This window comes from Mycobacterium sp. JS623 (assembly GCF_000328565.1).
Classification (GTDB): Bacteria; Actinomycetota; Actinomycetes; order Mycobacteriales; family Mycobacteriaceae; genus Mycobacterium.
Genome location: NC_019966.1, coordinates 3,096,018 through 3,119,997, shown reverse-complemented (window position 1 = coordinate 3,119,997; position 23,980 = coordinate 3,096,018). Strand labels below are relative to the sequence as shown.

The 23,980-nt window shown below is 64.4% G+C and carries 25 protein-coding genes; 11 read left to right on the top strand and 14 right to left on the bottom strand.

From position 1 onward, the window contains the following. Positions 1-15: 15 nt before the first annotated feature. Together MYCSM_RS15295 and MYCSM_RS15290 are read left to right on the top strand one after the other, a co-directional pair. Positions 16-825, top strand: coding sequence for a FadR/GntR family transcriptional regulator (locus MYCSM_RS15295; RefSeq protein ID WP_015307065.1), 810 nt, complete (start codon positions 16-18; stop codon positions 823-825). Between the two features lie 10 nt (positions 826-835). After that, complete coding sequence (locus tag MYCSM_RS15290; RefSeq protein ID WP_015307064.1) at positions 836-1,564, top strand: SDR family oxidoreductase; 729 nt, start codon at positions 836-838, stop codon at positions 1,562-1,564. Here MYCSM_RS15290 and MYCSM_RS15285 read toward each other — a convergent pair. The 4 genes from MYCSM_RS15285 to MYCSM_RS15270 all read right to left on the bottom strand — a co-directional run bounded on the left by MYCSM_RS15285 (position 1,542) and on the right by MYCSM_RS15270 (position 4,554). After that, complete coding sequence (locus MYCSM_RS15285; protein ID WP_015307063.1) at positions 1,542-1,967, bottom strand: hypothetical protein; 426 nt, start codon at positions 1,965-1,967, stop codon at positions 1,542-1,544. The genes MYCSM_RS15290 and MYCSM_RS15285 overlap by 23 nt on opposite strands. Further along, positions 1,945-3,096 carry an amidohydrolase family protein gene (locus MYCSM_RS15280; RefSeq protein WP_015307062.1) on the bottom strand — a complete coding sequence of 384 codons (1,152 nt, stop codon included), beginning with the start codon at positions 3,094-3,096 and terminating at the stop codon, positions 1,945-1,947. The genes MYCSM_RS15285 and MYCSM_RS15280 overlap by 23 nt, the downstream gene beginning before the upstream one ends. Then, positions 3,093-4,136 carry an amidohydrolase family protein gene (locus MYCSM_RS15275; protein ID WP_015307061.1) on the bottom strand — a complete coding sequence of 348 codons (1,044 nt, stop codon included), beginning with the start codon at positions 4,134-4,136 and terminating at the stop codon, positions 3,093-3,095. Before MYCSM_RS15275 ends, MYCSM_RS15280 begins: the two co-directional genes overlap by 4 nt. 61 nt (positions 4,137-4,197) lie before the next feature. Next, entirely contained in the window at positions 4,198-4,554 is a 357-nt protein-coding gene (locus MYCSM_RS15270; RefSeq protein WP_015307060.1) for a Rieske (2Fe-2S) protein, read from the bottom strand. Between the two features lie 89 nt (positions 4,555-4,643). On the opposite strand from MYCSM_RS15270, the gene MYCSM_RS15265 reads away from it, so the two are divergent. Together MYCSM_RS15265 and MYCSM_RS15260 are read left to right on the top strand one after the other, a co-directional pair. Continuing rightward, positions 4,644-5,843: a cytochrome P450 gene (locus tag MYCSM_RS15265; protein WP_015307059.1), complete on the top strand. Its 1,200-nt coding sequence runs from the start codon at positions 4,644-4,646 to the stop codon at positions 5,841-5,843. Further along, on the top strand, positions 5,840-6,994 hold the full coding sequence (locus tag MYCSM_RS15260; RefSeq protein ID WP_015307058.1) for a Zn-dependent alcohol dehydrogenase: 1,155 nt from the start codon (positions 5,840-5,842) through the stop codon (positions 6,992-6,994). Before MYCSM_RS15265 ends, MYCSM_RS15260 begins: the two co-directional genes overlap by 4 nt. Here the strand turns inward: MYCSM_RS15260 and MYCSM_RS15255 are convergent. Then, positions 6,991-8,055, bottom strand: a complete 1,065-nt coding sequence (locus tag MYCSM_RS15255) for an amidohydrolase family protein (RefSeq protein WP_015307057.1) — start codon at positions 8,053-8,055, stop codon at positions 6,991-6,993. The two genes, MYCSM_RS15260 and MYCSM_RS15255, sit on opposite strands and share 4 nt — an antisense overlap. A 37-nt stretch (positions 8,056-8,092) precedes the next feature. Here MYCSM_RS15255 and fadD1 point away from each other — a divergent pair, with 37 nt between their 5' ends. Further along, complete coding sequence (gene fadD1 / locus MYCSM_RS15250; RefSeq protein WP_015307056.1) at positions 8,093-9,691, top strand: fatty-acid--CoA ligase FadD1; 1,599 nt, start codon at positions 8,093-8,095, stop codon at positions 9,689-9,691. Here fadD1 and MYCSM_RS15245 read toward each other — a convergent pair. Genes MYCSM_RS15245 through MYCSM_RS15215 form a run of 7 tightly spaced genes read right to left on the bottom strand, consistent with a single transcriptional unit; the run spans position 9,658 to position 15,402 of the window. Then, positions 9,658-11,142: an acyl-CoA synthetase gene (locus MYCSM_RS15245; protein WP_015307055.1), complete on the bottom strand. Its 1,485-nt coding sequence runs from the start codon at positions 11,140-11,142 to the stop codon at positions 9,658-9,660. The two genes, fadD1 and MYCSM_RS15245, sit on opposite strands and share 34 nt — an antisense overlap. A 7-nt stretch (positions 11,143-11,149) precedes the next feature. After that, complete coding sequence (locus MYCSM_RS15240) at positions 11,150-12,013, bottom strand: enoyl-CoA hydratase/isomerase family protein (protein WP_015307054.1); 864 nt, start codon at positions 12,011-12,013, stop codon at positions 11,150-11,152. 8 nt (positions 12,014-12,021) lie between these two features. Further along, the gene (locus MYCSM_RS15235) at positions 12,022-12,258 is read right to left on the bottom strand and encodes a biotin/lipoyl-containing protein (RefSeq protein WP_015307053.1); all 237 of its coding nucleotides are present in this window, start codon (positions 12,256-12,258) and stop codon (positions 12,022-12,024) included. Continuing rightward, positions 12,251-13,249, bottom strand: a complete 999-nt coding sequence (locus MYCSM_RS15230) for an alpha-ketoacid dehydrogenase subunit beta (protein WP_015307052.1) — start codon at positions 13,247-13,249, stop codon at positions 12,251-12,253. The genes MYCSM_RS15235 and MYCSM_RS15230 overlap by 8 nt, the downstream gene beginning before the upstream one ends. Then, positions 13,250-14,218 carry a thiamine pyrophosphate-dependent dehydrogenase E1 component subunit alpha gene (locus MYCSM_RS15225; RefSeq protein WP_015307051.1) on the bottom strand — a complete coding sequence of 323 codons (969 nt, stop codon included), beginning with the start codon at positions 14,216-14,218 and terminating at the stop codon, positions 13,250-13,252. After that, a complete protein-coding gene (locus tag MYCSM_RS15220) occupies positions 14,215-14,523 on the bottom strand; it encodes a hypothetical protein (protein ID WP_015307050.1) in 309 nt (102 codons plus the stop codon). The genes MYCSM_RS15225 and MYCSM_RS15220 overlap by 4 nt, the downstream gene beginning before the upstream one ends. A 12-nt stretch (positions 14,524-14,535) precedes the next feature. Next, positions 14,536-15,402, bottom strand: coding sequence for a mycofactocin-coupled SDR family oxidoreductase (locus tag MYCSM_RS15215; RefSeq protein ID WP_015307049.1), 867 nt, complete (start codon positions 15,400-15,402; stop codon positions 14,536-14,538). Between the two features lie 115 nt (positions 15,403-15,517). Between MYCSM_RS15215 and MYCSM_RS15210 the strand changes: the two genes are divergently transcribed. From MYCSM_RS15210 to MYCSM_RS15195, 4 genes are read left to right on the top strand one after another with little or no spacing between them, the layout of a single operon-like run. Further along, positions 15,518-16,660, top strand: coding sequence for an acyl-CoA dehydrogenase family protein (locus MYCSM_RS15210; RefSeq protein ID WP_015307048.1), 1,143 nt, complete (start codon positions 15,518-15,520; stop codon positions 16,658-16,660). Between the two features lie 22 nt (positions 16,661-16,682). Further along, positions 16,683-17,753, top strand: a complete 1,071-nt coding sequence (locus MYCSM_RS15205; RefSeq protein WP_015307047.1) for an acyl-CoA dehydrogenase family protein — start codon at positions 16,683-16,685, stop codon at positions 17,751-17,753. Then, a complete protein-coding gene (locus MYCSM_RS15200; RefSeq protein ID WP_015307046.1) occupies positions 17,750-18,970 on the top strand; it encodes a CaiB/BaiF CoA transferase family protein in 1,221 nt (406 codons plus the stop codon). The genes MYCSM_RS15205 and MYCSM_RS15200 overlap by 4 nt, the downstream gene beginning before the upstream one ends. Before the next feature lie 8 nt (positions 18,971-18,978). After that, a complete protein-coding gene (locus tag MYCSM_RS15195; RefSeq protein ID WP_015307045.1) occupies positions 18,979-19,839 on the top strand; it encodes an enoyl-CoA hydratase-related protein in 861 nt (286 codons plus the stop codon). A 47-nt stretch (positions 19,840-19,886) separates the two neighbouring features. Here MYCSM_RS15195 and MYCSM_RS15190 read toward each other — a convergent pair whose 3' ends face one another. Continuing rightward, on the bottom strand, positions 19,887-21,554 hold the full coding sequence (locus tag MYCSM_RS15190; RefSeq protein WP_015307044.1) for an FAD-binding protein: 1,668 nt from the start codon (positions 21,552-21,554) through the stop codon (positions 19,887-19,889). Further along, positions 21,551-22,900, bottom strand: coding sequence for an aromatic ring-hydroxylating oxygenase subunit alpha (locus MYCSM_RS15185; protein ID WP_041312140.1), 1,350 nt, complete (start codon positions 22,898-22,900; stop codon positions 21,551-21,553). Before MYCSM_RS15185 ends, MYCSM_RS15190 begins: the two co-directional genes overlap by 4 nt. 54 nt (positions 22,901-22,954) lie before the next feature. Between MYCSM_RS15185 and MYCSM_RS15180 the strand changes: the two genes are divergently transcribed. Together MYCSM_RS15180 and MYCSM_RS15175 are read left to right on the top strand one after the other, a co-directional pair. Next, the gene (locus MYCSM_RS15180) at positions 22,955-23,212 is read left to right on the top strand and encodes a DUF6457 domain-containing protein (RefSeq protein ID WP_015307042.1); all 258 of its coding nucleotides are present in this window, start codon (positions 22,955-22,957) and stop codon (positions 23,210-23,212) included. Between the two features lie 38 nt (positions 23,213-23,250). Beyond that, on the top strand, positions 23,251-23,904 hold the full coding sequence (locus MYCSM_RS15175) for a TetR/AcrR family transcriptional regulator (protein ID WP_015307041.1): 654 nt from the start codon (positions 23,251-23,253) through the stop codon (positions 23,902-23,904). Positions 23,905-23,980: the final 76 nt, after the last annotated feature.

Genomic DNA, 23,980 nt, shown 5'->3' with positions numbered 1-23,980 from the left:
TAATATTGCCAAGACATGACAACACTGGGAATCGGCCCCGAGGCCCGCCGCAGGTTGTCGGCGCGCCGGACTGCCGAGATCGTGGCCGACGAGCTTCGGCGGCAAATCATCGACGGCGAACTCGCAGACGGCGACCTGCTGCCGCGCCAAGAGGTGCTTGTCGAGCAATTCAACGTCAGCCTGGTGTCGTTACGCGAAGCCCTGCGAATCCTCGAGACCGAGGGACTGGTGTCGGTGCGTCGCGGCAATCGCGGCGGCGCCGTCGTGCATGCACCCGCCAAGGCCAGCGCGGCCTACATGATCGGACTGTTGCTGCAAAGCGACACTGTGCCGTTGGCCGATCTCGGCACCGCGCTGCAGGAACTCGACCCGATGTGTGCGGCCCTCGCGGCCAAGCGTCCGGACCGCAGCGAGACGCTGATTCCCAAGCTCAAGGAACTCAACGACGCGATGGCCGAGCACATCGAGGACGGCGCCCGCTTCACAGAGATCGGCGGGAAGTTCCACGACGAGATCGTGCGCGGCTGCGGCAATCACACGATGATCGCGGTCGTCGGCAGCCTGGAGACGCTGTGGAGCAGCCACCTGCAGTGGTGGGCAGACGAGACCGCGGCCAAAGGTGAGTACCCGGCGCTGAGCAAGCGCCGCATCGCGTTGAGCATTCACACGAAGATCGCCGAGGCGATCGAAGCAGGCGACGCCGAACGCGCTCGCAAACTGTCGGCGCGCCATTTGGCGGACACTCAGGCCTATTTCATGGCAGAGGATCCCGAGCGGCGCATCGTCGCACTCTCGCCACAGGCGCTGGCGCGGCGGCAACGCTGAAAGGTGTTGTGTGCGGACGGCTTTGATTACCGGCGGCAGCGGTGGCATCGGCAAAGCCTGCGGCCGTAAGCTCGCCGAACTCGGCTACAACGTCATCCTGACCGCACGCCGCGAGGAGCCCCTGCGGGCCGCGGCCGTAGAGATGGGCGCGCGCTACGTCGTCGCCGACGCGGCCGATCCGGACAAGTTCCAGCCCGCAGTTCAGGCGGCAGGCGAGATCGACCTCGTGGTGCACGCGGCAGGCGTTCTCGGCGGAACGTACGCGCGCAAGCAGACTTTCGATCAGTGGCGCGCGACGATGTCAGCGAACCTCGACTCATGCTTCGTCGTCACGTCGGCCGCCCTGCCCCACATGAAGGCAGGCTCGCGGTTCGTGTTCGTCTCGTCATCGGCAGCACATGAGCCGATGCCCGCGCGCACCGCGTACTCGGCGTCGAAGGCCGGCATGAACGCTTTCGCGCTGGCGTTGGCGCAGGAGGTCGACCGCGACGGCATCAACGTCCACATCGTCACGCCGGGGCCCGTCGAAACCGAGATGCTGCAGGACGTCCCCTTCGAGATGTATGCGATCCGGGCCGCCGACGTGGCCGAAGCCGTCGCTTGGCTGGACACCGTCGACCCATCGGTCGACGTACCCGAGATCCGGCTGCACGCGATCACGCGCGGTCCGTCAGCGCGAGAACCCGTGGTGCCACTGGAAGTTGAGCGCCGGGGTGCTAGTCCGCCTCGCCGTCACTGAGATATACCTCGGACTCCATCTGATGAAAGATGCGCAACCGCTCGCCGCGGCGGACGAGCAGCCACGTGACCCAGCTGGAACCCGTGCGCCGGATATCGGACTCCCGGCCCGTCAGGGTCCAGCGGCTGAGCAGCAACGCCCGCACGACGGTGTCGTCGACGACGTCACACTCATGCAGTGTCGAGTTGACCGATGCCGCCTTGAGCCTGCTGGCGACGCGCGCCCAATGGCGATCCAGCTCGTCCACCCCGATCAGCGGTGCTGCGTATTCATCACCGACGTAGATCGGCTGAGGATCGTCACGCTCCCAAAGATCGCCAAGGCAGGCGAAATCCAGGCTCGACCAACACTTGTCGTACTGCCGGACCAAGTCAGAGACGTCAGGCAGAGGGTGGCTGTTCACCGGGCAGCGCCTTGACCGTCGACGGCAGGCCGTAGAGCGCGGTGGCGTTGCCTCGCATGATCCGCTCACGCTGATCAGCGGGGAAGCGCCGCACGGCCCACTCGGGCGAGTCATAGCTCCAGTGCGGGTAGTCCGTCGAGAACATCAGGCAGTCACCGAGATCCATCATCTCGAGGTATTCGCGGTAGGTCGCGACATTGACGTCCTCGAGCGGTTGCGTGGTGAACCGCACATGTTCGCGGACATACTCCGACGGCTTGCGGCGCACATGCGGCAGGTCGGCTTTGCGCCGCTCCCAGATCCGGTCCATCCGCCACATCATCGGCATCGCCCAGGTGAAGCCGCCTTCGACGAACACGATCCGCAATTCGGGGTGCCTGTCGAAGGCGCCATCGAACACCAGGCTCATCAGATGCGACACATACAGCAGCGGCCAGGAGGCAAAGAAGTCGTGCCAATGCGCTGGGTTGCCCACCGGGTAGATCGGGATCAACTCGAACGGCGTCTGTCCCATCAGGTGCGTGGCGACGGGAAGCCTGTTGCGTGCCGCGGCCGCGTAGAGCGGATCGAAATGCGGGCTGCCGAAGGGGATCCCACGGGTCTGCGGCGTCATCAACACCTCGGCCATGTACGGGTGGCCGGCCCACCGCTCGATCTCGCGAGCGGCAGCATGTGGATCCTGCGCGGTGACGCTGATCGCACCGCGCCAGCGGCCGTGCCAGTTGTTCTCGCCGAGCCACACGTCTGCCAGCCAGTCGTTGTAAGTGGCCTTGAGCACGTGCTCGGCGTGCGGCAGCTGGGCGTCGCACATCGGCTCCAACATCGCGATGCTGACTCCAGCGTCGACCAGCAGTTGCTTGGCGGCGAACTCGGGGTCGCTGCCCGCGGCTCCCCCGCGCGGCGGTGCGGCGTCGACCCGAAGTGACATCGTCTTGTACGAGTCCGGCGTGTCATAGAAATGCGGTACCGGCGAGACGGCGTTACCCGTCGGCCACAGCTTGTCTTTCCACTCCGCAGGCGCATACGACTTGAGCACCTCACCCGATACAGGCAGCGGGTGCACGTCGGTGTCGACGATCGTCACGGCAATGTCTTGGGCTACCGGTGTGCGTCCTTCCACAGTCGTCATGCGAGGCTTCTTTCCGTGACCCCGTAGAGGTCACTTGCGTTGTGCCACAACACCTTTTCACGTTGTTCAGTGTTGAGCCCGGCCACCACATCGTCAGGCTCCGACGTCGACCAATGCGGATAGCTCGATCCGTACATCAGCAGGTCTGCCTTGTCGTTGAAATCCAGCCACCGCTCGGCCAGCCCGGTATCTGTCGGCCCATCGAATGCCGATGAGCAGAACCGGACGTGGTCACGCAGATATTCACTGGGATAGCGGTCCACCCAAGGGGTTTGGTCGCGCATCGACATCCAGAACGTGTCCAGGCGCCAAATCAACGGCGTGAGGATGTCGTAGCCGCCGTCGGCGAAGACGAATCGCAAACCGGGGATTCGCCCGAACGTGCCCTCGACGATCAGCGTTGCCAGGTGCACGAACGAGTTCAGCGGCATGAACGCGGCGTATCCGGGATAGGTGTAGGAGTGCCCCGCGAACGTCGGCGCATGGTCGACGCCGTTGCCGCCGTTGATGTGCACCGCAACCGGCAGTCCATGAGCCGCCGCGGCCTCCCAAATCGGCTCGAACATCGGCTTGCCGTAGGGCTCTCGCGACTGCAGCGGGACGCCGACCTGAACCATCTTCGGATGGTCGGCCAGCCGCTCGATCTCCGCGACCGCACCCTTGACGTCCTCGGGGTTGACCCTGATGGTGCCGAGGAACCGGCCGGGCTCGTCGGGCTCGAGCCAGCGCTCGAGCAGCCAGTCGTTGACGGCCGCACAGATGCGGCTGTTGAGCAGGTAATCGGCGATGTTGCCACGGGTGAGCGGGTTGAGAATCGCGAAATCGACGCCGTCGCCGTCAAACAGGTGGCAGGCCACGGTGTCGGGGTCGGACCCCGGATAGCCGTTGCCGTAGAGGTCCTGGCGATAGTCGCCGCCGGGCGCCTGGTACCACTGCTGCTCGACATCAGGGATCGAACGCAACTTGTGCGCAGGCGCAAGAAACTTCCGGATCTCCGCGTTGTAGCGGAAATGCGGTTGCACATTCGCATCGATGATCATGCGCCGACCTCGCAGGCGTGGCCGGCGCATTCGGTGTTGAAGATTCGCTCGCAAGCTTCGCTCATGCGGTGAGATACACCTGCCCGTCACTCACGTCGACCTCATAGGTGCGAACCCGCTTTTGGGGATCGGCGAGGTTCACACCCGTCGTGATGTCGAACTCCCAGTTGTGCCAGGGGCAGCGCGCGATCCGGCCCTCGCGGACGCGGCGCAACTGATCGGGCATCTCCGGTGCGTATTCATTGGTGCCGACGACATACCCGGCACACAACGGTGCACCCTCATGCGAGCAATAGTTCGCGATCGCGTACAACGCACCATCGATGTTGTAGACACCCACACCGAACTTGCCGGCCTGAACCAGCTTCATGCTCCCGGGAGGCAGGTCTTCGATGGCACACACCGGTCGGCGCAGCATCATGTCCCTTCGGTTTCCTTGACCTAGAATACCTAAAATAGTAAAGATAGGGCGACAGAGCCGCTAGATGCCCTGCCAGGGAGGCATAGGTGACGACCAGCACGGATCCCCAGAGCGCCCCCGATCTTGCGACTGATCCCTACGCATACTTCAACTACATGCGCAACTCGGCGCCCGTATGGCGCGGCACGCTCATGGAGAGCGACTTGATGCCGGAAGAGCTGAAGAACCCGGAAAACTGGACTCTGTTCGACTTCGAGAGCGTGTTCACCGCGTTCCGCGAGGACACCGTGTTCGCGTCGGAGATGTACAACCAGACGATCGGCCTCGTGTTCGGCCCGACGATTCTCGGCATGGCGGGCAAGCAGCATCACGACCATCGCAGCCTGGTGGCGAAGGCCTTCCGGCAGAGCGCGCTCACGGCGTGGGAACCGGAGGTGATCGACCCGATCTGCGACCAGTTGGTCGACGAGTTCAAGAACGAGGGCCAAGTCGATCTCGTCAAGGCGGTGACGTTCGAGTTTCCGACCCGGGTGACCGCGGCGCTGTTGGGCTTACCGCAGCAGGACCTGGAGATGTTCCGGCGGCTTTCGCTGCAACTGATCTCGATCACCGAGGACATCGAGGCCGGCCTCAACGCGTCTGTCCAACTCGGTACCTACTTCCAGGAACAGGTAGACCAGAGGCGCCGAAAACTCACCGACGACGTCATCGGCGACCTGGTTGGCGCCGAGATCGACGGCGAAAAGCTGACCGACGAAGCCATCATCTCGTTCCTCAGGTTGCTGTTGCCCGCAGGCCTCGAGACCACCTATCGGTCGTCGGGAAACCTGCTGCAGCTTCTGCTGACACACCCGGACCAACTCGCGACGCTCCAGCAGAATCGCGACCTCATTCCGGCCGCGATCGAAGAGGGCATCAGGTACGAGACCCCGTTGGTTCTGGTGACGCGCAACACCACCCGCGATGTCGAGATGCACGGCAACACAATTCCGAAGGGGGCCCAGGTCAACCTCTGCATGGGCGCGGCCAATCGCGACGACAAGCGATGGGAGAACCCCGACGTGTTCGACATTCGCCGTCCGCGTCGGGCGCACATTTCGTTCGCCGGCGGCATCCACAGCTGCCTTGGCATGCACCTGGCCCGCGTGGAAACTAAGGCGATGCTGACGAGCCTGTTCGATCGGGTGACTGACCTGCAGCTCTTAGAGGACGACGACACCAAAATCACCGGCATGCCGTTTCGCTCGCCGAAGCACCTGCCCGTGACCTTCCGTCCGGTCGCATGAAAAGTCGCGCCGCGATCCTGCACGACGTCGGCGGACCGTGGTCGGTCGAAGAGTTCGAGCTGGATCCGCCTCGCGCTGGCGAGGTGCTGATCGAGATGGTGGCCGCCGGACTGTGCCATTCCGACGAACACATCCTCAACGGCGACATGTCGGCAAGTAACGAAGTGATGCAGTCTTTCGGCCTGCCATCGATGTTCCCGATGATCGGCGGCCACGAAGGCTCGGCAGTGGTTGTGGAAGTCGGCGACGGCGTGACCGAGTTCGCGCCAGGCGATCACGTGGTGACGTCGTTCGTCGCGGTGTGCGGCCGGTGCAGGTGGTGCAACTCCGGGATGGAGTACATCTGCGACATGGGTGCGCAGGTGATGGTTCCGGGCATGCCGACCGACGGCACCTTCCGTCATCACACCGCTGATGGCCGCCAGCTCGGCCACCTGTCGAAGGTCGGCGCGTTCTCGAAACACACTGTGGTGTCGACAGATTCGATCGTCAAGATCGACCCGCACCTACCGCTGTTGCCGATGGCCCTGCTGTCCTGTGGAGTGCCGACGGGATATGGCTCTGCGGAGAACCGGGCCAAGGTGAGAACTGGCGACACCGTCGTGGTCATCGGTGTCGGGGGCATCGGCACAGCTGCGGTCCAAGGCGCGCGCATCAACGGTGCCGCGCATATCATCGCGGTCGATCCCGTTGAGTTCAAACAGAAGTCCGCGTTGCGGTTTGGCGCCACTCATACCGCGGCCGACACCGACGAAGCTGCGGCGGTCGTTCGGGAGCTGACCCATGGAGTGATGGCCGACGGCGTGGTCGTGTCGCCGTCGTTGATCTCAGAGCACGACGTACAGGCGGCGCTGAGCCTGACGCGCAAGGGTGGCACGTGTGTGCTGACCGGAATGACCAAGCAGACCACCAGTTCCATCGCGATCAACCTGCAGGAGTTCATTCTGTGGAACAAGAGCCTGGTCGGCACCGTGTACGGGTCGTGCAATCCGCGGGTGGACGTGGCCCGCTTCGCCCGGCTCTACGAGGCGGGCCAGTTGCAGCTCGATGAGATGATCACCCGACGGTATGCCCTCGACGACATCAATGACGGTTACCGCGATCTGCTGAACGGCGAAATTATCCGCGGCGTCATCGATTTCAGCCTCTAGTTCAGTCTGTAGAAGCGCTTGGCGTTGCTGCCGGCGATCTTCTCCCGGGTCTGCTCGCTGATGTCGGGTCGGGACCGCAGATGCTTGGTGCTCTCCGGCCATTCACCGTCCCAGTGCGGATAGTCACTGGCGAACATGATGAAGTCGTCACCGAGCACGTCGATGACGCCCGGCAGTATCGGCTCCTCCGGCTCGCAGGTGGTCCAGATGTTGCCTGCCTGAAGGTATTCCTGCGGGTCGCGTTGCCACCCGTTCTCGATCCAATCGCCACGCTTCTCGAAGTGTTCGTGCAAACGGTCGATGAAGAACGGCACCCAGCCGACGCCCGCCTCCAGGAACGCGACGCGCAACTTCGGATGCCGGTCGAAGACACCGCCGGAGATCATCGCCGTCATCGCAGTCATCTGGTCGAACGGGAAGCTGATGCAGTGCACCTGAATGTAGTTGGTGAAGCGGTCGACGCCGAGCTTCGGCAGGTGCATGCCCGGTGCGCCGTGAATGCCGAGCGGCATGTCCAATTCCTCAGCGGCGGCGTAGAACCGGTCGAGATCAGGGTGATCGAGGTTGCGGGTCTTCAGCGCGGGCGGGATGTGGGTGGCGACCAGTCCGAGGTCCTTTGCTTCACGCATCACGTCGATCGCGGCCTCACCGTGTTCGATCGGGGTCACCGCGATGCCGCGCAGCCGTCCGTTGGAGTCTGCACAATAGTCCGCGATCCACTGGTTGTAGAGCCGCGCGAATCCTGCTGCGAATTCCGGATCTTCGAGGCTTGGCGCGCACAGCCCCAGGCTCGGATACAGCACCATCGTGTCGATGTGATCGCGGTCGGCGTCGCCGAGAACGCCCTGCGCCGACGAATAGTCGATGCCGTCGGCCGTGGACAGGCCGTGCTCGCGGGGACAGCCCGCGCCGGGTCCGTCGGCTTCTGGATAGTTGCGGCCCTCGATGACCAGGGCCCTGCCGTCCGGGCGTGGCGTGATGTGTTCGGGCCAGCGTTTCATCGCCTCGATCGCTAGCGAAGGCCCCTCTGCGACGTGCCCGTCAGCATCAATGATCCACATACCCCACCTTAGGAGACTGTTTGCTAAAACTAACAGGATGGCGGGTGAAACCATCCAGCAATTGCTTCGAGAACGTGCTGCCTCCGACGCGGTTGCGGTGAAGTACGACGAGCGGCAGTGGACGTGGCGCGAACACCTGCGCGAGGCATCCGCACGTGCGGCCGCGCTGCTCGCGCTGGTCGACCGCGACCGGCCCGTCCACGTCGGCGTGCTCCTGGGCAATACGCCCGAATTCCTCCATCAGATGGCCGCCGCGGGCCTCGGCGGCTATGTGCTGTGCGGGCTCAATACCACCAGGCGCGGCGCCGCGCTGGCCGCGGACATCCGTCGTTCCGACTGCCAGATCGTGGTGACCGACGCTGAGCATCGGACGCTGCTGGAGGGTGTCGACCTCGAAGGCGTCACGGTGTTGAACTCCTCGTCCAATGAGTGGATGCGTCTTGTGGAGTCCGCCGGCGAGTTGACGCCTTACCGCGAGGTCGACGCGCTCGACCCGTTCATGCTGATCTTCACCTCGGGCACCAGCGGTGATCCGAAGGCGGTGAAGGTGTCGCACTTCATGGTGCTGATGTCGGGCGCGAATTTGGTACAGCGATTCGACGTCACCGCCGATGACACCTGCTACCTGTCGATGCCGCTGTTTCATTCCAATGCGTTGGTGGCGGGTTGGGGGGTGGCGATCGCGACCGGGGCGGCGATGGCCCCGGCGAAGTTCAGCGCGTCGCAGTTCCTCTCCGACATCCGCCGGTACGGCGCCACCTACATGAACTACGTCGGCAAGCCGCTGGCTTACATCCTGGCCACGCCTGAGCAGCCCGACGACGCCGACAATCCGCTGCGCGTGGCCTTCGGAAACGAGGCAAGCGACCGCGACATCGAGGAGTTCACCCGCCGATTCGACACCTTGGTGTGGGACGGCTTCGGCTCGAGTGAGAACGCCGTCATCATCACCCGTGAAGAGGGCACGCCGAAAGGCTCTCTCGGCAAGGGCTTTCCGGGTGTCGCGATCTACAACCCGGACACCGTGACGGAGTGCCCTGTGGCCCGCTTCGATGCGGACGGTGCGCTGATCAATGCCGACGAGGCGGTCGGCGAGCTGGTCAACACGTCGGGCGCCGGGTTCTTCACCGGGTATTACAACAGCGAGGATGCCACGGCCGAACGCATGCGGGGCGGCATGTACTGGTCGGGCGATCTGGCGTATCGCGACGAACAGGGCTGGATCTACCTGGCGGGGCGCACGGCCGACTGGATGCGCGTCGACGGCGAGAACCTCGCGGCCGCACCCATCGAACGCATCCTGGTGCGGCTCCCCGACATCAGCCGGGTCGCCGTCTACGCGGTGCCCGACGAGAACGTCGGCGACCAGATCATGGCCGCGGTGGTGTTGCGCGATGAATCTCATTTGACACCAGAGGATTTCGAGGCGTTTTTGGCCGAGCAGCCCGACCTGTCGCCGAAGGCGTGGCCGCGATACGTGCGCATCACAACCGATCTGCCGACCACTGCGACGCACAAGGTGCTCAAGCGTGAACTCGCCGCGCAAGGCCCCACCGCCGGTGACGGCGAGCTGTGGGTGCGCGAGCCGCGGGGCACGCGGTATCACAGGATTCGTGACGCTCGCCCTTCCCAATAGCGCTCCCTGATCCGCCGCTTGTACAGCTTGCCGTTGGGATCACGCGGCAGGTCGGGATCGAATTCGACTGTGCGCGGGCATTTGTAGGACGCGAGATGCGCCTTGCAATACGCGATCAGTTCGGCTTCCAGGTCGGGACCGGCCACCACGCCGGGGGCCGGCTGCACGACGGCCTTGACCTCTTCGCCGAATTCCTCGTTGGGTACGCCGAATACCGCCGCGTCGACCAGCTTGGGATGCATGACCAGAAGGTTCTCGGCCTCCTGCGGATAGATGTTCACCCCACCCGACACGATCATGAACGTCGACCGATCGGTGAGGTACAGATAGCCGTCTTCGTCGACGTAGCCCATGTCCCCCAGTGACCGCCAACCCTTCTCGTTGGAAACCGATGCGGTCTTCACGGGATCCTTGAAGTACTCAAAGGCCGGCCCGCCCTCGAAGTACAACTCCCCCGACTCGCCGACGGGGCATTCCGACCCGTCCGCGCCGACGACATGCACCGCGGCGAACGGTTTGCCGACCGACCCGGGATGGGCCAGCCACTCCTGCGCGTCGATCGTCGTGCCCGCGAATCCCTCTGTCCCGCCGTAGTACTCGTGGATGATCGGGCCGAACCACTTCATCATCCGGTGCTTGACATCCACTGGGCACGGTGCCGCCGCGTGGATCACGCACTGCAGGCTCGACACGTCGTATGACTCGCGGACCCTGTCCGGCAGTTTCAGCATCCGCACGAACATCGTCGGCACGAACTGCGCATGCGTGACGCGGTGCGTCTCGATCAGCCGCAACACGGCCTCGGCGTCGAACTTGGGCATCAGGACCGACGCCGCACCGACGCGATGCACCGCCATCGTGTAGTTGACTCCGGCCGCGTGATACAGCGGCGCGGGCGAAAGGTACACACTCGACGGGGTCATGCCGTAACGGTGAGTCAGCGTGTACTCCAACACCTTTTGCGCCCATGACCCGTTGCCATCCTCCGGCAGTGGCCTGCGCACAGCCTTCGGCCGACCCGTGGTGCCCGACGAGTACAGCATCTCCGAGCCGTCCGATATCGGCGGCGGGTCACCCGCACCGGCGAGCGCATCCTCGTATGAGCGGACCTCACCTCCGACGTGGATGCGGATCTCCTCACCCACTTCAACGAACACCGCTGTGGCCTCGGAGTCGTCGATGACATAAGCCACTTCGTCCGGGGTGAAGTGGGTGTTGATCGCGCTGTAGTAGAGCCCGGAAAGCTGGCAGCCCCAGGTGATTTCGAGGAACTCAGGCCGGTTCGGCAGCACCAGCGCGACCCCGTCGCCGCGCCGCAGGCCCACATCGTGAAGCATGGCCGCGACCCGTTGGCTCCTCGCGTACAGCTCGCCGTACGAGATGGCCGGACCGTCCGCGACGATCAGGGCCGTCGACTGCGGGCAGGTGATCGCGTGGTCGGCAATGTGCACGACGGCCCTAGGTTGCCTTGCCGTCGGTGGATGCCGCCGCCTGACGCTTCGCCATCTCCGACGGCAGAATCTTGTCGGCGAACACCCGCTGGATCAACTCCTGGACGTCCCTGCTGACCGACGCGAGCGCAACGAGGTCGTTGGAACTCTGCCAGTGCACGCGCATGCCCATCATCTCCCACGCCCGCTTGATGTTTGCCTTGGTGGCCAGCAGCGTGGTCAGCGGCGCCTGCGCGATGTGGCGGGCGATCGCCTCCACCCGAGCGTCCAGATCTTCACGCTTGACCACCTCGTTGATGAGGCCGTACTCGAGTGCCTTTTTCGCGTCGACGGTTTCGGCGGTATAGAGGTAATAGGATGCGCGCCGCCAGTTCATGAACACCCACGGCTCAATCGAGCATTCACCCGATGGCATGCCGAAGCCCTGCAGAGGCGGATACGAGAAGTACGCGTCCTCAGAGGCGATGACGATGTCGGTAGTGAGGCCGTAATGAGTGCCGCCGCCGACGCAGTAACCATGAACCTGGGAGATGGTCGGTTTGGAGAACTCCCACAAGTTGAGGATCGGTTTGACGAACAGGTCGGTCTGCGGCTTCCACGGCATGCCAGTGGCTTTGAAGCCTTCGACGAACTCTGGATAGTCGACCGCGTTGTTGCCGATGGCGTGCCCCGAGCAGAACCCCGGCCCGTTGGCCTTGAGAACCAGAACCTTGATGTCGTAGTCGCGGTCGGCATCCCGCAGTGCGTCGTCGATCTCCTCGACCTGTTTTTGATCCTGCGCGTTCGCCTTCTCCGGCCAGTTCAGCGTGATCTTCGCGATCGGACCGTTCTTTTCGAAGATGATCCGTTCGCGGGTCTCGTTGAGATCCATTCCCTCTCCTATGACTTGATGACGCCGATCTCGACGCCGATGTCGTACATGGTGCCGACCTCGCCGGTCCATCGGACGGTGCCCGATGCACCGGCCTCAATCTCCTGTTCCACCTTCTCCGTTGCAATCACATAGATCGGTGCGCCTTCCTCAACGTGCTGGCCGTCCTCCACAAGGAACTCGATGAGCTCCGCTTCAGAGACGGCGACCGAGACGCGCGGAATGCGAATGACGAAGTCAGCCACGGACTCTCGCTTCTTGGAGGGTCCGCGCAACGGCCGCGACCACGCGGGCGGGCGACGGGTATACCTCGGCTTCGAGCGCGGCGGCCGCGGGCGTCGGGACGAACCGCGCTCCGACTCTCTCGATGGGCGCGACGAGTTCGCCGAAGCACTCGGCCTGTAGCGTCGCCACAATTTCGGCGCCTGGGCCCGCAAATTGGACGGCGTCATGCACGACGACCGCCCGTCGGGTGCGGCGCACCGACTCGACCATGGTCTCGACGTCGAGCGGTAACAGCGTGCGCAGGTCAACGACCTCTGCGCTGATCCCCTGCTGCTCCAACGTCGCGGCGGCCTTCAGCGAGTCAAGGACGCCTCGCCCGTAGCTGATGATCGTGACGTCAGACCCCGGTCGCTTCACGTCGGCCCGTCCGAGCGGAATCGAAAACCCGGGATCGGTTGGTACCAGGCCCTTTTGGCCCTGCAGACGGATGGTCTCGACGAACAGGCAGGGATCCTCGTCGAAGATGGCCGACGTCAGCAGTCCTTTACCGTCTCGCGGGGTCGACGGCACGATCACCTTCATCCCCGGAATGTGCATGAACCAGGCCTCGAGCGTCTGCGAGTGCGTCGCGCCGGTGGCGAGGCCGCCGTACACCTGGGTACGAACCGTCAGCGGTGCCGTCGTCCGGCCCGCGGTCATGAACCGCAGCTTGGCGGCGTTGTTGATCAACTGATCGGCAGCGATGCCGATGAAGTCCATGATCATGATCTCGGCAACGGGCAGCAGACCGTCAATCGCGGCGCCGACCGCCGCACCGAGTATCGCCGCTTCCGAGATAGGAGTGTCCAACACGCGCTCGTGGCCGTACTTCGTCGACAGGCCCGCGGTCGGGCCGGACGCACCGGGGTCGGCAATGTCCTCGCCGAGCAGGAACACCCGCTCGTCGGCCGCCAGCGCTTGGTCGAGCGCGAGGTTCAGCGCCTCGCGCATCGTCATCTCTTTCTCATCCATCTACGGAGTCCTTGCGTAGACGTCACGATCGAGTTCGTCGACTGATGGCGCCGGAGCGTCCATCACCGTCTTCAGCGCCATTTCGACCTTGGTGAGCGCGCCCTCATCGATCCGGCTCAGCTCCTCGTCGGTGCAGAGGCCGCTATCGATCAGCTGCCTGCGGAATCTCGGCACCGGGTCCGCGGCCATCGCCTTATGGAGCTGCTCCTTCGGGATGTAGGGCATCCGGTCGCCGAAGTAGTGGCCGCGGAAGCGGAACGTCACGCATTCGAGGAAGGTGGGGCCGTCACCGCGGCGGGCCCGGCCAAGCGCCTCGTCGAGCGCCGCCGCGACGGCCAGCGGATCGTTGCCGTCGACGCGGACCCCCGGCATGCCGTAACCGGCCGCCCGGTCCGCGACCTTGTCGAGTTTCATCGTCTCGGTGGTCGGCGTCATCTCGGCGTACTGGTTGTTCTGGCACACGAAGACGATCGGCAGATCCCAGAGCGCCGCCATGTTCGCCGCCTCGTGGAACGAACCGGTGTTGGTGGCGCCGTCGCCGAAGCTGACCACCGTGACGCGGTCGAGCCCCTTGTGCTTGGCCGCCAGCGCAAGCCCGACGCCCACCGGCGGTCCGGCCCCGACGATTCCCGTCGAGAGCATCACACCCTTTTCGGGTTTCGCTATGTGCATGGGGCCGCCCTTGCCGCGGCTCGCGCCGACGGTGCGGCCCATCATCTCGCCGTAGATCTCTTCCAGCGGAACGCCTTTGCCGATCAGGTCATGCAGGCCGCGATACGTCGTCACCAGCTGGTCGTCTTCACGCAGCGAGACACCCATCGCGGCGGCAACCGCTTCCTGACCACGCGACGGCCAGTACACGCACATGAACTCACCGGTACCGATGCCCTTGGACAGCCGGTCGTCGGCGGCCTTCATCAACACCATCAACGCGTACATGCGCCGCTGGACGTCAGCCGGATACGTCATGGGCCAAGCGATCCGATCTCGCGGTAGACGTGGGGAATCGGCTTGGGGTCCATGGCGATGTTGTCGAGCCCGGTCAGATTGACTTCGCTCATTCGCTTCGCGGCCGCATCCAAGTCGTCGCAGTCAAGCTCGTAGATCGCGATGAACGGACCGTCGCCGCTTGTCGGCGCGAACCGGCGGGCCGAAACGATCCCGTCCACCGACAGGATCTGCTCGAGATGCGTGCCGTTGTACCACTTGTGGTACTCCGCTTCCCTGTCCGGCGACGCCGGCCTGGTCTCCACATAGATGATCCCTTTGGTCATGCCACGCCTTCCCTACGGTCCCGACCACGGCTTGATCTTCAGGAAGCCGCCCGCATCGACGCGTAACTGTTGGCCGGTGACGTACCGGGCGGCGTCGCTGGCCAGGAACAGCACGGCCTCGCTGATGTCCTCGGGCTCGACGTAGGGAATCGGAAAGCCCTGGATCATCGGGAAGACGACTTCGGCTTCCTCGCGGGTCGGGTTCTGCAGATCCGGCCGGAACGCCTTGTACATCGGCGGGCTGTGCAGCATGTCGGTGTTGCAGTTGGTGGGGTGAATCGCGTTCACCCGGATCTGCTCGGGCGCCAATGTCCGGGCTAGATCGTTGACATAATGTGCGACAACCTGTTTCGCGAACGCGTAACCCGCGCCGCCAGGTCCGCCGTCCATCCCTGCGGTGTTGACGGCGGTCGCCATGAAGGCGGCCACCGAGCCCGTTGCGATGATCGAAGCACCGGCCTGGAGGTGTTTGATGCTCGCGTGGATGAGGTTCATGACGCCGAGCAGGTCGACGTCGACCGCGTCGACGAATGCCTGCGGCGGCAGGCCCGCGGTCATCGGGCAGATGCCGGCATTGGCGACCACGATGTCGAGCTGACCGAACTCGGCAACGCCGCGGTCGATCGCCGCCGCCAGTGCCGCGCGGTCGCGCACGTCGGCGATCTCGGTGTGGGCGCGCTGGCCTTCCTTCTCCACCAACCGGGCCGTCTCGTCGAGGTCCTCCGGCCGCGCCAGCGGATACTCGTTGGTCTCGATGTCCTCGCAGATGTCCACCGCGATGATGTCGGCGCCCTCAGCGGCGAGCAATCGTGCATGCGACCGGCCTTGGCCGCGAGCGGCTCCGCTGATCAGCGCTACTTTCCCCGCTACTCGGCCCACGACCGAACCTCCCTGAAGTGACCATTCCGAGACGCAATGTGGCAACCCCAACTGTAACGTGTTGCAGTAGCTATACTACCTAAAATTATAAAGAAACGATCCCGACAGGAAGCCCGTGGACTTCTCGTACCCGCCGGAGGTCGAACAGTTCCGCAAGGAGCTGCGCGCATGGTTGGCCGCGAACCTGACCGAAGAAGTGGTGGCCGCCGGTCGTAGGCGTGGGCGTGACCCGGAAACCTTCGAAACCTTGCGCGCGTGGGATGCCACGTTGGCCGACGCGGGCTGGGGCGCGGTGTCGTGGCCGCAGGAGTACGGCGGCCGCGGAGCGGGCGTGCTCGAGCAACTCGCCTACGCCGAGGAAACCATTCACGCGCGAGCTCCGGTGCCGCTCAATGTGATCGGGTTGAATAACATCGCGCCGGCGATCATGCAGTACGGCACCGATGCGCAGAAGCGCGACCTGCTCCCCCGGATGGTGCGCGCTGACGACATCTGGTGTCAGGGCATGTCCGAGCCGGAAGCGGGATCCGACCTCGCGTCGCTGCGCACCCGCGCGGTGCGCGATGGCGACGACTATGTGGTCAACGGCCAGAAGATCTGGACGTCGCTGGGGCACCGCGCCGACTGGTGTCAGCTGTATGTGCGCACCGATCCCGATGCGCCCAAGCACAAGGGCATCTCGTGTCTGATTGTCGACATGACTTTGCCCGGCATCGAGGTGCGGCCGCTGGTCACCATCAACGGCGCAAGCGACTTCGCGGAGATCTTCTTCACCGACGTCCGGGTGCCTGCCGACGCGTTGCTCGGCCCGCTCAACGCGGGTTGGCAGGTCGCCACCACCACGCTCAGCCATGAGCGCGCCGGCGCCGCCCGGCTGTATGCCCAGCTGGAGATGCAGCTGCGCGACCTGGTGGCCGACCTCACCGACAACGACCTGATCGAGGATGCGGTGACCTTGCAGCGCGTCGGCGAGGTAGCGGTGCGGATCAAGTATCTCGAGGTGCTGTGTCTGCGGTCGATATCGGCGACGCTGCACGGCGGCGACGCGCTGGGGTCGGCCAGCCTGGCCAAAAGCGTGTGGGCCGAGATCGGCCAGGAGCTCGCGGCGTTGGCCTTCGACGCGCTCGGCCCGCTCGACGGTTCCCGGCGATGGACCGAGTATCGATTGACGTCGCGTTCATTGACCATCGCGGGCGGCACCACGCAGATCAACAAGAGCGTCACCGCAACACGAGTGTTAGGGCTGCCGCGGCGATGAGCGCGAAGAGCAGAGGACACCGTTGAACCTCGAACTCACCGACGAACAGCTGGCCCTGCGTGACACAGTGCGCCGATTTCTTGCTGAAAAGGCAAGCCTGTCAACCCATGTGCGCGCGATGCTCGATAGCGACCAGGGCATCACCGGCGAGGTGTGGCGGGGTTTGGCCGACCTCGGCGCCATCGGTGTGCTGGTGCCGCAGGAGTTCGGCGGTGCGGGCATGACGATGGTCGAAGCCGGCGTCGTCGCCGAGGAACTCGGCGCCGCGTTGCATTCCGGGCCGTGGCTGTCGACTGCGGTCGCCGCGACGCGCGCACTGACGCGCATGGTTGACCCAGCAGTCGCCGGACCGCTGCTGACCCGCATCGCTGACGGCACCAGCATCGCCACGTTCGGTCCGCTGGACGGCGCACGAGCGGTAATCGAAAGAGGGCTTGTCTGCGGCTGGGTCGACCCGTTACCGGATGCGATAGCTGCAGACGTGGCACTGGTGCTGGTCGACGACGGCGGCCGGACAGCACTTTTCGCGGTCGACGCGAATCAAGACGGTATATGTGCGGCGAAGCGGCTCCACGTCGATCCGACGCGCAAGTTGTTCAATGCCACGTTCGACGCCGTGCCGGGCGAGCGCCTGGCCTTGGTCAGTCGAGAGGACATCGAAGCGACCGTCGACGATGTGCTGATCGCGTACGCCGCCGACGCACTAGGGGCGGCGACCGCGGTGATGACCATGGCCGTCGAATACGCCAAGGTTCGACGGCAGTTCGACCAGCCGATTGGAAGCTTTCAGGCGGTCCAGCACATGTGTGTCGACATGTACGAGACCGTCGAACTCGCGCGCAGCGGCGTGATACACGGACTGTGGGCGGCGGATGCAGCGCAGCCAGGCGAGCGCCATCTGGCCGCGGTGCGCGCCAAGGCATTCGCAGGGCAACTGGCGAGCGTCGCCGACACCGCGATCCAGATCTTCGGTGGCATCGGCTACACCTGGGAACACGACGCTCACCTGTATCTCAAGCGCTTGCTCGGCTGGAGCATATTCCTGGGCCGCTCGGATAAGTATCTGCAAGAAGTGGGGAGAGCATTGCGATGACCGGAGTCCTGAGCGGGGTGCGCGTCGTCGAATTGGCGTCGTGGACGTATGTGCCGTCTGCCGGTGCGGCGCTTGCGGATTGGGGTGCGGACGTCATCAAGGTCGAGGACGTCAAGGGTGGTGACCCCGGCCGGGCCTTGGTGATCGGTGGCTTCACCCGCCAGAACGCGCGCGCCGACGTCGACTTCATCCTCGAAATCGGTAACCGCGGTAAGCGCAGCATCGGCATCGACATCAAAACCGATACCGGTCGCGAATACCTCGGTCGCCTGCTGGCCACCGCCGACGTGTTCCTGACCAACTGGCTGCCAGGCGCGCTGGAACGAGCCCGGCTCACTGTTGAGGACCTGCGCTCGTTCAACCCGAACCTCATCATCGCCCGCGGCACCGGCACGGGCGTGCGGGGGCCGGATGCGAACAAGGGCGGATTCGACGCCGCCACATACCTTTCCCGCGGCGGCGTGTCGTACACCATGACGCCATTCGGCACCGAGACCCCAGCCGTGCAGGGCCCTGGGTTCGGCGACCTTCAGGGCGGGATCACACTGGCCGGCGGGGTCTGCGCCGCACTGTTTCACCGGGAACGTACCGGCGAGCCCTCCGTCGTCGATTCGTCGCTGCTGGCCCAGGCGATGTGGTCAATTGCGCCGTCGATCTCGGTGGCCGACCTCTTCGGCATCGACGGTATCCCAGGCGCACCACCCGGGTTGGCGATCAACCCACTGGTCAATCGCTACAAGACCAAGGACAACAGGTGGCTTCAGTTGGTGTTTCTGCAACCCGACCGGTATTGGGCGGGGTTCTGCGAGCGGATCGGCCTGCCGGAGCTTGCCACCGACGAACGTTTCGTACCGTCGAGCAACCTGATCGCCAACGCCTCCGAGGCGTGCGCGCTTGTCGGCGCGGCGATCGCGAGTCAGGACCTCGAGCACTGGCGCAAGGCACTCGCCGACGAACCCGGGGTGTGGGCGCCGCTCGCGACGCCGAAGGAGACGTTGAATGATCCTCAGGTCGCACCAAACGGACTGACCATCCCGAACGTCGACGACAAGGGTGTCGAATACCAGATCGTCGCCGCTCCAGTGCAATTCAATGAAACTCCCCCGGGACCCGCACGCGCACCCGAACATGGACAGCACACCGAGGAGATCCTGTTGGAGCTCGACCTCGACTGGGACGACATCTCCGCGGCCAAGGACAGCGGCGCGATTCTCTAGGAGGCCGGATGACGGAGCGTGAGCGACAAGACACACCAGAGCGGCGGGAACTCGAATCGGTCATCTATGAGCGGGAGCCGCCGATAGCGCGGATCATCCTCAACCGGGCCGACAAGGCCAACACGAAGGACGCGCAACTGGTCCAAGAGGTCGACGCCTGCCTGCATGAGGCCGACCGCGACAGGGACATCAAGGTGGTCATCCTCAAGGCCAATGGAAAAGGCTTCTGCGGCGGGCACGTAGCGCGCTGGGGTCCCGACGAGAACCCGTATCCGGACTTCGGCGACAGCTTTGAGGATCTGTACAAGGGCACCGCCGACCTTTTTCTATGGCCGACGTTGTATCTGTGGGAGTTCCCGAAGATCACGATCTCGGCGATCCACGGATATTGCATGGGCGGCGGCATCTACCTTGGCCTGCTGACGGATTTCAGCGTTGCATCTGACGACGCGTACTTCCAGATGCCGCTGGCCCAGAGCCTCGGTGAACCCGGTGGGCACACGATGATCGAGCCGTGGCTGATGATGAACTGGCATCGCACCATGGACTGGTTACTGTTGGCGCCAACACTTTCCGCGCAGGAGGCACTCGAGTGGGGGCTGCTCAACAAAGTCGTGCCGCGCGAGGACCTCGAGGACGCCGTCGAGGAGATGGCCCGCAAGATCGGGCAGATCCCCTTGACCACGCTGATGGCCGTGAAGAACAACGTGAAGCGGGCGTGGGAGCTGATGGGTATGCGCGTACATCTTCAGGTCAGCCACATCCTGACCAACATGGTCGGCGCGGCGTCCGATGTGCAGGAGCGGCGCCGACAGCTCATCGAGTCCGGTTTGAAGCCAAGGGATTTCGTTGAGGGCGAGCAGACGTAAAGTGCCCCGACACGCCGATAAAATCGGGTAATTTGCGTCTGTTCGCGCTAGGAACCGGCCGCGTGACGGGCGGCGACATAGCCGAAGACCATCGTGTTGGCGATGCTGCCACCCGCGCCGAGGTAGGTGCGACCCATCACGGTGGCCGTGATGTTGCCCGTCGCGTAGAGACCGTCGATCACGTCGTCGTTCTCGTTGAGCACCTGCGCGTGCTCGTTGGTGATCACTCCCCCGCACGTGCCGACGTCGGCCGGGAACACCCGCGTCGCATAGAACGGCGCACGATCGATCGGCCCAAGGGCGGCATTGGGTTTGTGTCCCGGATCGCCGAGGCAGATGTTGTATGCCGACTGACCGCGTCCGAAGTCGGGATCTTGCCCCTTGCCGGCGAACTCGTTGAATCGGCGGACCGTCTGCTCCAATGCCTCTGCGGGGACATCCATCTGGCGTGCCAGGTCGGCGACGGTATTGCCGCGCAGGATGGCGCCCGTCTCGATCACCTCTTCGGGCAGACCCCGCTTGGCGAACGGGTTTGCGCCTGAAACGTATCGGCGGAGATATCCCTCGTCGAAGACCTGCCAGCACGGCACCGCCTTGTTTGCGTACATCGCCTTGCCAACCTCGACATACGAGTTCGACTCGTTGCAGAACCGCTTGCCGGTCCCGCCGACATAGATCGCTCCTGGCCGCTGCCGGCCAGACCCGACTACACGGGCCCGCGGGTCTGCGACGAAAACCGATGGGAGCCACCAGGCTTCATCCAACAGATCGGTCTTCGCGCCGAGCCGCATCGCGGTCTCCAGCACTTCGCCGGTGTCGCCCGGGTTCGCGAGTGACCACTTCGCATCGTTGGGCTGGTCGCCGCTGTACCGACGGCGCATTTCGGGGTTGCGGCTGAATCCTCCCGCTGCGAGCAGAACCCCTTTGCGCGCTTCGATATTCAGCGAGGTGCCGTCTCGGGTGACTCGGGCACCGGCGACACGACCGTCCTCGACGATGAGATCATCCATCGCGGTGCCCGTCCAGATCGGCGGCTCGCCACCGGCGAGGCCGATCAGCACATTGAGCATCTGTCCGATGACCGAGGCCCCGTTGGTGAGCATGTCGCGACGCGCGAGCCGAGCGGCTTGGGTACGCAGAAACACCCTCAGGGCCAAGGCGAACGCTCGCGGCGAGCGATTGAAGTACTGCACCACCACCAGCTCGCTGGTCTTCACCACGAATCCGCGGTTCCAGTTCTTGTCCATCCGTTGGAGCTTGTCGCTCCAGCCCCCTAATGCAGCCGCATCGTAGGGAATGCCCTCGATGGACCGTCCAGCCGCGTTGCCGCCCTTGTGATTCGGGTAATAGTCGCTGTACCCGGGGCATCGGACGAAGCGAACACCCTTATCGACGAGGAAATTGATCATCTCGCTGCCTGCGGTGAGGAATGCCTCGCGGCGCGCAACCGACGACGCCTCCCCGATGTCGCCGACAACGTCGTCGAAGTACGCCAAGCCGTCCTCGTGAGAATCGGGGACACCGTCCGCCTGCATCAGCGGGTTGTTCGGCAGCCACACCATGCCACCTGACATGCCGGTCGCCCCGCCGATGAGGGTCTGCTTCTCAATGACCAGCGGCTCGATGCCTGAGTCAAGTGCCGCCAGCGCAGCGACCATTCCGCCGCCGCCGGTTCCCGCGATGAGGAGGTCAACGGACTTGTCCCAGATCGTCATGCTTGAACTCTTTTTGACAGGTCGAGGTCGGCGACGGGCACGTCGATCGTCGTGTTCGTTTTCTGGATCGCCCCCACAAGCTGCTCGTAGGGCAGGCCCGCAAGGAAGCCGTCGATGACGCGCTCGAAGTTCGAAATCAGCCCTTCGACGTCCGTTGACAACCGCATGTACTCGAATCCCTTGGTGTGCAATCCCTTCTGCTGCCGCGGTAAGTTCGAAAAGTCTTGCGCGGGGATCGTCGGCCAGCTCGGATCGTCAGGGGCGAGCGGTTCGGGCGGGGTGGGTCTTCCAGGCGAGCGGTCACCGGGATAGCGGGTGAGCGACCAGATTTCGAAGAGCGTCTGTTCTGGCCCGAGCGGTCGGATCCGGTACGAGGATGCACTGCTGTATTGCGGCAGCAGGAAGTAGTGCGGGAAGCAAAATCCGATCGGGTCGATCACGCCACGGCGATCGAGGTCGTTGAGGTCGGGGAAGTCGCAGTCGCGGGCCCGGTGCCATGTGGTGACAGCGTCGTTGACCGCGCCGCGCCATGCGGCCATCGCCTCGGCCGGATCGTCGGGCAGCGACATGTGTTGCAGCCCTTCGGCAATGCGGACGTCGTTCTCGTGGGTCATGCCGCCCATGCCGGAGCCGAGGGTACGCATGAAGTGCAGGCTCATCTCGATGAGTGGATGCACGGACGCCGTGTCCGGACTGTGCGACGACGGCAGCAGTTGCGGGTGGGTCTGCGGGACGTGATAACCCTCCATGAAGGCTTCGGTCGCCAGTTTCCAGTTGACAGGCAACAGGCACGACTTCCACCACTCGGTGCGCAACGCGCCGACTTTCCATTCGTCGTGTTTGGACGCGAACGGTTCGATGCAATCGCGCAGCGGCGGCGCGGTGTCGTCGAAGTTGATCCACACGCAGCCGCCCCACAGCTCACACCGAACGGACACGAGGCGCAGATCGTCGGCGCCGAGGTTACTTTCGTCGAAGATCTCGGGCCGCAGCACAAACGAATTGGCGCCGTCGAGTCCCCAGCACCATCCGTGGAACGGGCAGACGAAACTGCGGCGCGACCCGCTGCCCTCGACGATCTTCATCCCGCGGTGGCGACATGAGTTGTAGAAGGCGCGAATGTTGTCGTCGTCCACCCGGACGACGATCACGGACTGGTCGAGGATCTCGTACTCGACGAAGTCGCCGCGCGCCGGAATCTCCTCGAGCCGGCACGCCATCTGCCACACCCGGGGCCAGAACAACTCGGCCTCGAGCGCGTAGAACTCCTTGTCGTAGTAGCGCTGCTTGGGGATCCGGTCCACAGCCTGGACTGCCCACGGAACGGGAAGCGGTGTCCAGTTCACGAGTTCGTATCTTAGCAAAAATAGCAAGTTCGCCGGAGGAGTAAAGAGGACGACATGGACAACTGGATCGACGAGCTCGCCCGCAGCCTTGGTGAGGTGCCCTTGACGTCCGCCGAGATGTCGCGGCTGCTCGACGCGGCGGGCGACGTCGCGCATCGCGTCGAGCGCAAGATGACTCCGCTCTCGACGTTCGTCATCGGCTGCGCGGTCGGTCGAACGCTCGCGGGCGGGGTAGAACGCACGGAGGCGCTCAATGACGCGCTCGGACGGCTCGAGGCGCTACTGCCGCCCGCCACGCCCGATAACACGTAGCGGTTGTTGGGCGGTCGCCCAACCGTTAGTCTGCCTTCATGATCAGACGCCCCGCTGACGAGCGGCCACGAATTGGTCGGGAGGCGACGCGCGAGGCTCTGATCGAGGCGACCGCCCAAATCATGCTCGAAGAGGGTTATGCAGCCGCGACGTCGCGGCGGGTCGCCGCCAAGGCGGGCGTCAAGCCCGCGTTGGTGCACTACTACTTCCCCAGCATGGACGACCTGTTCATCGCGGTGCTGCGCGATAAGGCCGAGAGCAATCTGGAACATCAACGCCAGGCGATCGCCCAGGCGAAGCCACTGCACGCGCTGTGGCTGCTCAACAGTGCGACCGACGCCCAACTGTTCACCGAGTTCTTGGCGATGGCCAACCATCGCAAGGCGATCCGCAGCGAGATCTCGGCCTACGCAATGCGATTCCGCGACCTTGAAGAAGGCGTCGTGACCCTGGCATTGAAGGCCCGTGGCATCGACCTCGAACAGTTCCCGCCGGTGGTCATGTCGATGATCATGGGCGGGCTGGCGCGCATGGTGATCCACGAGCAGGGCCTCGGCATCACCCGCGGCCACGATCAGGCATTGGCTTTCATCGAGCGCTGCCTCGACCAATTCGAAATGCCGTCATGGGAGCGGCCCAGTGACCCAGTCCGCCCCCCTGACCAGGAGGTGACCAGCAACACAGTTACTTGAGGTAATGGTCTCGCGATGAGAAGTTATACCGGCTAAGTTATAGCCGCGACTGCCTTGAACACACGGGAGCGAATCG